At 54.5% G+C, this 8,750-nt stretch carries 9 protein-coding genes; 1 reads left to right on the top strand and 8 read right to left on the bottom strand.

Annotation, left to right across the window (positions count from 1 at the left end):
- From Q3886_RS06350 to Q3886_RS06320, 7 genes are all read right to left on the bottom strand, one after another.
- Positions 1–1,164, bottom strand: a 1,164-nt coding sequence (locus Q3886_RS06350; RefSeq protein WP_301860384.1) for an MFS transporter, incomplete at its 3' end; no start/stop codon positions are given.
- A gap of 24 nt (positions 1,165–1,188) precedes the next feature.
- Positions 1,189–1,635 carry a carboxymuconolactone decarboxylase family protein gene (locus tag Q3886_RS06345; RefSeq protein WP_301860381.1) on the bottom strand — a complete coding sequence of 149 codons (447 nt, stop codon included), beginning with the start codon at positions 1,633–1,635 and terminating at the stop codon, positions 1,189–1,191.
- A gap of 14 nt (positions 1,636–1,649) precedes the next feature.
- Positions 1,650–2,261: a flavodoxin gene (locus tag Q3886_RS06340; protein WP_301860380.1), complete on the bottom strand. Its 612-nt coding sequence runs from the start codon at positions 2,259–2,261 to the stop codon at positions 1,650–1,652.
- 21 nt (positions 2,262–2,282) lie between these two features.
- The gene (locus Q3886_RS06335; RefSeq protein ID WP_301860378.1) at positions 2,283–3,608 is read right to left on the bottom strand and encodes an MATE family efflux transporter; all 1,326 of its coding nucleotides are present in this window, start codon (positions 3,606–3,608) and stop codon (positions 2,283–2,285) included.
- Positions 3,609–3,777: 169 nt separating this feature from the next.
- Positions 3,778–4,692: a LysR family transcriptional regulator gene (locus Q3886_RS06330; RefSeq protein ID WP_301860377.1), complete on the bottom strand. Its 915-nt coding sequence runs from the start codon at positions 4,690–4,692 to the stop codon at positions 3,778–3,780.
- Positions 4,693–4,842: 150 nt separating this feature from the next.
- Entirely contained in the window at positions 4,843–5,811 is a 969-nt protein-coding gene (locus tag Q3886_RS06325) for an NlpC/P60 family protein (protein WP_301860376.1), read from the bottom strand.
- A 298-nt stretch (positions 5,812–6,109) separates the two neighbouring features.
- Complete coding sequence (locus Q3886_RS06320) at positions 6,110–6,985, bottom strand: LysR family transcriptional regulator (protein ID WP_301860375.1); 876 nt, start codon at positions 6,983–6,985, stop codon at positions 6,110–6,112.
- 254 nt (positions 6,986–7,239) lie between these two features.
- On the opposite strand from Q3886_RS06320, the gene Q3886_RS06315 reads away from it, so the two are divergent.
- Complete coding sequence (locus tag Q3886_RS06315; RefSeq protein WP_301860374.1) at positions 7,240–7,710, top strand: hypothetical protein; 471 nt, start codon at positions 7,240–7,242, stop codon at positions 7,708–7,710.
- Positions 7,711–7,719: 9 nt separating this feature from the next.
- Here the strand turns inward: Q3886_RS06315 and Q3886_RS06310 are convergent, their stop codons facing one another.
- A complete protein-coding gene (locus tag Q3886_RS06310; protein WP_301860373.1) occupies positions 7,720–8,568 on the bottom strand; it encodes a 4Fe-4S binding protein in 849 nt (282 codons plus the stop codon).
- Positions 8,569–8,750 lie beyond the last annotated feature (182 nt).

The following is an 8,750-nucleotide window of genomic DNA, read 5'->3' as shown; positions in this document are numbered from 1 at the left end:
ATGCCGGGCCATTTGCTTCCAGACACACACCGCTGTGATCAGCCAGGCTGCACCGACCACCAAAGTATAGGCTGCTGCAATGGCCAACAGGCTCCAGCCACTGGCAATACGGCTTACCACCAGGTTGGGCAGGGCAGCGCCGCTGTAGGAAATCAGGCAGATTGCCGACAGGACACCGGCCCGATCTGCTGCCGTAATATGCCGCATCAGAATCTGAACGCTGCCTGTATACCCCAGGCCCCAGGCAATGCCGGCCAGGGCGGTGACACATAAAAATGGGACAACGCCATGAAACCACAGGGCCAGTACAATGCCGCCCATAGAAAGGAAAAATGCCGATATGCCCCACAATTGCGCTTTTTCCGGCGTCATGCGGCCAGACAGCGTACTGCCAAGCATATTAGGAGCCTGCAGGCAGGCAAACACCGCCGCAGCAACCAGCGTACTGTTCGTCTGCAGCTGTTCAGCTGCCAATGGAGCCGCAAAGGCCTGATAAAAGCCGCCTACAGCCCAGGTACCAACAAAGACGGCACCGGCTGCCGGCAGATAAGGCCGGATGGCCCGAGGCAGACGGACTGCCGGACGAAGAGAACGCAATGCTCCTGGCGCCGAGATGACCGTTTCCGTACTGAAAGCCGTACACAAAGCGCAGACGGCTATAAGGGCCAGCAGGATGACATACATATCTCCTGCACCCCTGCCGTACTGTACAAGCAGTCCCGAGCCGAAGGATCCTGCAGCCAGGCCGGCCATGGGCGCACTGCTGGAAGCAATAGCGCCAAGTTTGCTGCCTCCCGTATCGACCAGCCAGGCTGCTATACAGCTGGCACCCAGACCGCAGGACAGGCCCTGCACCAGACGAGCCAGCAGAAACATCCATTCTGTCTGAAGACTGTAAAACAAGACGCACCCGATGGCCGACATTATGAGCGTGCTAAGAGTCAGTGGCTTGCGGCCGCAATAGTCGGACAGCCGGGCCAGCACGAGCAGTGCGGCCAAGGCACCGGCAAAATACAGTACGGCAGACAGGGACAGTGCGGCGTTCGTAAGGCTCAGTTCTCCTTTATACAAGCTGTACAGCGGAATGGGCGCAGACGACGCGCCGTACACAGCAGCTAAGGAGCAAAAGGCGCTTATAAAAGTACTTTGTTTTTTCCACAACATACCACAACACTCCAATTGATTCTTTTATTCTCCGGCGTATACTTCTTTAGCCATATTGAAGGCTGCCCAGGCTTTGGGCCAGCCCGCATAGAATCCAAGCTGCGTAATGATTTCCACCATTTCCGCTTTTGTCACACCGTGGGCTTTGGCCCGCATCATGTGTGACTTCAGGGAGCTGTCGATGATGCCGCTGCTGATAAGAGACGATACAGTGACGATGCTGCGTGCTTTCAGGGACAGGACATCGTTTTTCGACCACACTTCGCCGAACAGGATATCATCGTTATAGCGGGCAAAGTCCGGCGCAAAACTGCCGAGCCGGTCCCGGCCGGCAGTCTGTACGATTTTCTGTGCCTGCCGGGGCGGTTCGGTCTGCGCAGCCAGACCCACAGCCGGGCAGGCAGTGACGGCCAGGACGGCAGTCAGTACAGCGGCGATGCTTTTTTGCTTGATCTGAGATAATTGAATCATACTCGTATTCCTCCTTATGTGCGTACGGCAGACAAGCCGAGGTTCTGAATCCATTTGGAAATATCCTGAACGTGCTGATCCACAGTCCGGCCTGTCGTTTCATATCCTTCCAGAATGGTCGCTCCCGGGGCCAGGGATTTCAGGGTTTCTACGCTGTGACCGAACCCGCCGCCGCCATTGGTGCAGAAGGGAATAACGGTCTTGCCGGACAGGGAGGACAGCTTTACAAACGACTGGACAACAGGCGGCATGTCGCTGCCCCAGTTGGGATAGCCAATAAAGATGACGTCATATCCGGACATATCCGGGACCGGCGAGGCCAGGGCCGGCAGGCGATGCTGATCCCGTTCCTGCCGATACCGGGCGACAGTAGCCTGGTAATCGGTTGGGTACGGTTCTGCCGGATCGATGCGGTAGATGTCAGCCCCAGTCTTACCTTGTATAATTTCTGCCAGCTTTTGGGTATTGCCAGAGCGCGAAAAATAGGCAACCAGCATACGCTGCGAACTTCCTGCCACAGCGGGAGATGCGGCCTGACTGGATGAGCCGCTGCCAGATGACAGTCCTCCGTAAATACCCAGGACAGCACAGACAACAGCAACACAGATAATAATGATTCGTTTCATACAACCTCCTTATTAAGTATGTCAGATAACACGGAACTGCTGCCACGTTCCACGTTTGAAGCGGATCCAGAAGATGGCTCCGCGCAGGGTCCAGTCCAGACACATGGCGCAGGCAACGCCGATGACTCCCAGATTCATGGCAAAGCCAAAGAGCAGGGACAGGCTCATGCGTACACCGATTGTCGTAAACAGGGAAATACCGGCAGTGAACATGGCGTCCCCGGCGGCCCGCAGCCCTTTTCCCAGAGGATCCGCAAAGGGAAAGACGAGGGCGTTGAACAGATTATGAATCAGCACCAGCAGAATGATAAGATCTTTCGTTTCTTCATCAAGGGAGTAGAATCCCAGTATGACTGGCGTAACGGCAAAGATGAGGCTGTTCCATACGACAGCCAGAACGAGGTTGATCTTCAGGAGCTTTTTCATATAGAACACGGCCTGATCCGTATCGCCGGCGCCCATACAGCGGCCAATGACGGTGATAAAAACGGGTCCCATGGCCGTACAGGTCAGGGCCGCCATGCTCCACACACTCTGGGCAACGCCATTGGCGGCAATCTGATAGGTGCCGAACATGGCAACAATGGTACTGAGAGCAACTTTTACCAGCTGGAACACGCCGCTTTCAATGCCGTTGGGAACGGCGATTTTCAGAATGCGGCGCTGCATGTCCCGGGACAGATACAGCATCCAGGACAGCCGGTAGCGCACAGACGGGCTGCGGTACAGGCAAAGGAACGTAATAACCGCTGCCGACACGCTGCGCGACAGGAGCGATGGCCAGGCCACGCCGGCTACGCCGGCATGGAACCAGAATACGCCCAGGCAGTCGCCGACAATGTTGATAATATTGGCGGCAATGGCGATATACAGCGTCGTACTCGTCCGGCCCAGACTCCGGTAGACGGCAGTACCGGCGTTGTAAATGGCCATAGCCGGATAGGACAGGGCGGAAATCTGCAGATACGTAATGCATGAATCCATGACAGATTCTTCTACGCAGGGAAAGAGCAGGGACAGAAGCTTCGTATCCAGAAGAAGTACCAGCACCATCATGGCCAGGGAGAACAGCACCGCTGCCGTGACCAGCTGACTGGCAGCCTGACTGGCCCGGTCCCAGTCCCGGCGTCCCATATACTGGCTGATGACGACAGCTCCGCCTGATGCCAGAGCCAGAAAAAGATTAATAAAAATAACGTTGAAGGCATTGACCAGGGACACGCCGGAAACAGCTTCTTCACCGACAAAGGCAATGACGAAGACATCAGTCATGCCAATGAATACAGCCAGAAACTGCTCAGCAAACAGGGGCAGAATCATGCGCCATATATCCCGATCAGAAAACATAGTGTGACACCATACAGGTCATTCCTCCTTTCCGTATTCCGATGCCGGCTTTCATAAAAAAAATGCAGGCATCTCGTTGAGATACCTACATTATATAAAGACCAGTCCAGCTGGTCTAATGCTTATATTTTTCTATTCACCATGCCTGGCAGGCATTTTTCACATTTCCTTACAAAGCCGCATACCCTTTGCCGGAAGTACTGCGGTTCTGAGCGTACTGCCGGGCCAGGGCGATGAATTTCTCTACAGTCACACTGAAGGGGGTATATTTTTTCCAGGCCAGAACAGATCCCGTTTCAATAGGCGGATACAGGGGACGGCGGCATATGCGGGACTCATCGAGAAAGGACCGGGACCCTTCCAGGCACAAGGCGTAGCCCAGGCCTTTATATACGAGGATCGCAGCGTTGGTGCTCATGTTGCACTGAATAGGAATACGTAACTGGGAGAAATACTTGCCAGACCAGGACTGCAGTTCTTTCTTGATATTGGCCCGCCAGGGAATGATCAGGTCTTTGCCGGCCAGATCGGCTGCTGTAATGTATTCTTTCTGTGCCAGCGGATCCTGAGCCGGCAGCAGGACAGCCCACCGTTCCCGAATCGGCAGGCGGATATACTCGTACTTGGTCAGGTCTACCGGTTCCAGAAAAACTGCCAGATCAGCCAGACCGTTTTCTATCCGTTCAGCAGCCAGTTCGGCATTGGATGCATACAGTTCCAGTGTAACCTGCGGATAGGCTGCCGAAAAGGTACGGAACAGATCGGCAATGCCCTGGACAGCATTCATTTCGCCGCAGCAAATGGACACGACGCCGTCGACGGCCCCTTCTTTGGCGGCCAGTTCCCGTTCGGTCTTATCGACGAGGGTCAGAATTTCCTCGGCCCGGCGGCACAGCAAAATCCCTTCGGCTGTCAGTTCCAGCCGTCGTCCTTCCCGCGTAAACAGGGGAATGCCCGTTTCTTCTTCGAGCTGGTTCATCTGCCGGCTCAGAGTCGGCTGCGTAATATGCAGCACATCGGCTGCGCGGGTCACATTCCCTTCCCGGGCTACAGTCAGAAAATATCGCAGCAGTCGCAGTTCCATCGTCATCACTCCTCCTTCGCATAGGTCATATATTCCTATCATACCGGAAAGAACACCATCTGACAACGGCAGCCCTCAAAAAAAGCGTTCTCTCCACTACGATGGTGCCATCGTAACAGAGAGAACGCCTTTCATTTCTCTTCGGTGTGCTTAAATAACCCGTTTGGCACCAACATACCGCGATGCCCAGTAGCGGCTGTTCAGATCGGCTACGCTGACGCCGTCGTTGGAGGCGTTAATGAACTGGTTGTTGCCGATGTAAATGCCGACGTGAGAAATGCCTGGTTCATAAGTCGTAAAGAACACCAGATCGCCTGGTTCCAGATTGGACATGGACACATCTGAGCCGACGCTGTATTGTTCGTCTGCCATACGCGGCAGGCTGATGCCGACGGCAGAGTATACGTACCGCGTAAAGCCGGAACAGTCAAAGCCGGACGGTGTCGTGCCGCCGAATACATAAGGCACGCCTTTATACTGGTTGGCAATGCCCAGGAGCTGTTTGGCCAGGCGGGAGTTGGCCGTCCCCGTCAGGCTGCCGTAGCCGCCGTTGCCAAAGCGCCGAACAGGACCGCCAGGCAGGACCTGTCCGGTCAGTTCGTAAAATGTCGCCTTGCCGACGACGCCGTCTACTTCCAGTCCATGGCTGGCCTGGAATTTGCGGACAGCCTGTTCTGTGCCGACGCCAAATACGCCGTCTACGTCCACGTTATAGCCCTGATTGGCCAGAGACTGCTGAATGACGCGAATTTCGTTGTTCGCTGTCACCATGGGGAAGGTGAATTGTTCCACAGCCTGGTCGCGGAAGTTCGTTTTTTCCACAAACTGGCTGGTTGTGTTTTCCGGCATGTCTTCGCCCATAAGTTCCCGATATGTCGCAGCGCCGACAATGCCGTCCGCATCGAGTCCCCGGCTGGCCTGAAACATCCGCACCGCTTCCTGTGTGCCTGTGCCATAATCGCCGTCTACGACGATATCGCTGCCGTTCTGTACCAAAGCCTGCTGAATAGCCGCAATCTGCGCACCCCTGTCGCCGGGATGAAACGTCGCTCCTGCTACGGACACAGACGCAATCATAAAGCAGCATACCAGACCGGCAAGTTTTGTTTTCCCAATCATATAGTACATCCTTTCCTGATTACAACTATCTGGTTCTTCGCAGTATCTCTTAAGACCTGCTCCTATGTGTTCTCACATGAAAGGAGCTATCCAGAAACGACAGCAGTCCTGCCTTCTGGATAGCCCATATGTATGTTGTATACAAAATATGCTTCATATTATATCATGTCAGTCCCATATCGTCAAAAGAAGAACATTTATCAATATAGGAAGCGTTGATTGCATCTGCAGCATGGGGCCACACCGTCAGCGCATACGTCACGGTCAGGACGGCACTGGTCAGGAGCTGTCAGCGCTGTTATCCCTTAAGCTGCGTGTAAATCTGCCGGAACAGGGTGCTGTACATGCTGCCCTTGCGCCACAGGAAGGAGAAGGAATGGGTGACGGAAAAGTCGCGAATCTTAATTTCCCGCAAAATCCCCTGGGCCAGTTCGCGGCGCACAGACTTGCCATACAGAAAGGCGATGCCGCAGTTGCGACAGGCCAGTCCCTTGGCTGCCTGGGGGCTGCCGACTTCGTGACGGTACGGAAAATCCGTAATAGTCAGGCTGTGTTCGGCCAGGTTGCGTTCCAGCAGTTCCCGTGTGCCGGCGCTCTTTTCCCTGATGATCATGCGTTCCTTCATGAGATCGGCCAGAGTCATGGACACAGGCGCATCATAGGTCATCCCGCATACGGCCAGAAGGGGCTCTGAAGAAAACAGCAGTGTTTCATACTGTTCCTGCTCAAAGAAGCCTTCTACAATGGCAAAGTCGATAATGCCCTCATCGACGGCCTTGAGAAGCTGATCTGTATCTGCAATTTTCATGCGAATGTTCACATCGTCATGAGTGTGCAGAAAATCAGCCAGCTTATCGATAATTTCAAACTCGCCAATGGTATGGGTTGCCCCGAATACGAGGGATTTGCTGTTCTGCTGCAGCTCATGCAGGCGCTGTTTGAGCATGGCGTTGTCATGGCTGACTGTCGCCGCGGCGTGCAGCAGAATGCGGCCGGCCGGCGTCAGTTCCAGGTGTTTTCCCGTATAATCGAATAGCTTCGTCTGGTATTCCCGTTCCAAATATCGAATATGCTGCGAAACGGCAGGCTGCGTAATCTTCAGTTCCGCCGCGGCCTTTGTATAGTTCATGTGGCGGCACACACATAAAAATGTATGAATGCGGAAATCTAGCATATGAACCAATCCTTTCCCGTGCCCGACCAGGGTCGCCAGGCGCGCTGTTCAGCAGTTTTCTGTGATTTGTTTACCATAGAAGTATTTTATGATATTTTACCTTTTTTCGCAATAAAAAGATACAGCAAATTCGCAGCCCCTTTATGCTGCACAAGTTTTCCTATTCCCGCCGCTGGCCGTCCATAGCCAGTCCACCATTCCTGTGCTATACTTACGATATCTTTTCGATTTCCCTATACGAGGAGGAATGACTTATGAAACCTATTGCAGCCACTCTGTTCCTGCTGTGCAGTGTTCTTTGGGCCGGTGTGGCCGGGGCCATGGATTCGGCTACGCTCCTGTCGCAGCCTGAACGGTACCGCGTCATCGGCACGCAGGCTGACGGCATTATTTACGTAGACCGCCAGTCCCTGCAGGGCATACAGACCATGGATTATCCCAACAGCCTGGAAACCCTGACCGGTACGCTGTACGTGGAAAAATACGCATCATCCCTAGATGCCATGGCCTTTCAGGAAAACCGCCTGATCCGCCAGATCAACGAATACGACGCGACGCTCCACGCCAACAAACGGGACCAGACGTATACATTGACTGCAACGCTGCGCAATGTGTACACGCCTCAGGGACAGCCTTATGAAATCAAGGTGGACACGGTGCAGTTTGACCAAGTACAGACCCTGTTCATCAATGCCCATCGCATTTCACTGCTGCCGCAGCCGTAGCGTCTCCCCCTAGCCCTGTCGTCTTATGGGACGGCAGGGATTTTTTATGGCGCAAGGCACGCCGACCTGGCATTTTCCGCAGCCATAGCGTACTTTCTGACTGCGTCCCTGAGGCGGCGTCGCGCTGGCACTGATATAAGGGCCGCACAGGGTGTGATCTTTGGCCCGGTCCAGGCCGCGGCTCAGGTCGATGGCCTGGACGGGACAGCGCCGCTCACAGGCCCGGCACTGAATGCAGTATTCGTATACATCATGATAAGGCCGCGGCGTCACAGGCAGATCGCCGCAGGTTGTAATAACGCTGCCCAGGCGCCCGGCCATGCCTTTCTGCGTAATAATCCCCTTGCTGGCGCCAAAAGTACCGAGGCCGCAGATATAGGCTGTATGCCGCTCCGACCAGTTGGACGCATAGGGATGAAACAGGCGGAACCGCGGATCTGTAGCCGGCATAACCGCTTCATACCCGGCCTGGCGCAGGAGCTGGCATAGAAATTCTCCCGCTTCCAGGAGCCGTTCCTGCCCTTCGATGCGGGCATGGAGCCATTCCGGCGACGAACGGCGGCGGTCCGTCCGATTGGATTGCTCTACCTGAGGCGCACAGGGCAGGAAAAAAGACAGAACCCGCTTCGCCCCAGGCAGCCACCACGTCGGCAGCGGATACTGGGCGTCGACGACAGCATCATTCTGGAGAGCAGCAAACAGAGGATCGGCAGCATTGGCAACGGCCATCAGCGGCGCATCCCAGAGCACGAGACCTTCCATCTCCGGACAGATCGCATCGGCAGCAGTCACACAGTTTCGCACCGGGTCCAAAACAAACTGCGCAAACCGCTCAGTCACATTCGTATATATATCCATGGCACACACATCCTTCCTGCAGCCAAAACATCTGATAAAATCATATATAGTATTCCCTATATCTATTATATAATAGGCTCCGCAAATTCTCCAGTCCCCTATACAAACAGGCCTTCCGGAAAATATCCCGGCTATGATATAGCATACTATACCATAAATATATTGCCCTTATGTTCTTGTTC

It is taken from the genome of uncultured Megasphaera sp., from assembly GCF_958350005.1.
Classification (GTDB): Bacteria; Bacillota; Negativicutes; order Veillonellales; family Megasphaeraceae; genus Megasphaera.
Note: the sequence above shows the minus strand (reverse complement) of the source record. Positions and strands in the feature narration are given on the sequence as shown.

Bases quoted from the DNA above. Each gene is read 5' to 3' on its own strand.
- Q3886_RS06345 (WP_301860381.1), bottom strand. From the start codon at position 1,635: ATGATTCAATTATCTCAGATCAAGCAAAAAAGCATCGCCGCTGTACTG.
- Q3886_RS06340 (WP_301860380.1), bottom strand. From the start codon at position 2,261: ATGAAACGAATCATTATTATCTGTGTTGCTGTTGTCTGTGCTGTCCTG.
- Q3886_RS06335 (WP_301860378.1), bottom strand. From the start codon at position 3,608: ATGTTTTCTGATCGGGATATATGGCGCATGATTCTGCCCCTGTTTGCT.
- Q3886_RS06330 (WP_301860377.1), bottom strand. From the start codon at position 4,692: ATGGAACTGCGACTGCTGCGATATTTTCTGACTGTAGCCCGGGAAGGG.
- Q3886_RS06325 (WP_301860376.1), bottom strand. From the start codon at position 5,811: ATGATTGGGAAAACAAAACTTGCCGGTCTGGTATGCTGCTTTATGATT.
- Q3886_RS06320 (WP_301860375.1), bottom strand. From the start codon at position 6,985: ATGCTAGATTTCCGCATTCATACATTTTTATGTGTGTGCCGCCACATG.
- Q3886_RS06315 (WP_301860374.1), top strand. From the start codon at position 7,240: ATGAAACCTATTGCAGCCACTCTGTTCCTGCTGTGCAGTGTTCTTTGG.
- Q3886_RS06310 (WP_301860373.1), bottom strand. From the start codon at position 8,568: ATGGATATATATACGAATGTGACTGAGCGGTTTGCGCAGTTTGTTTTG.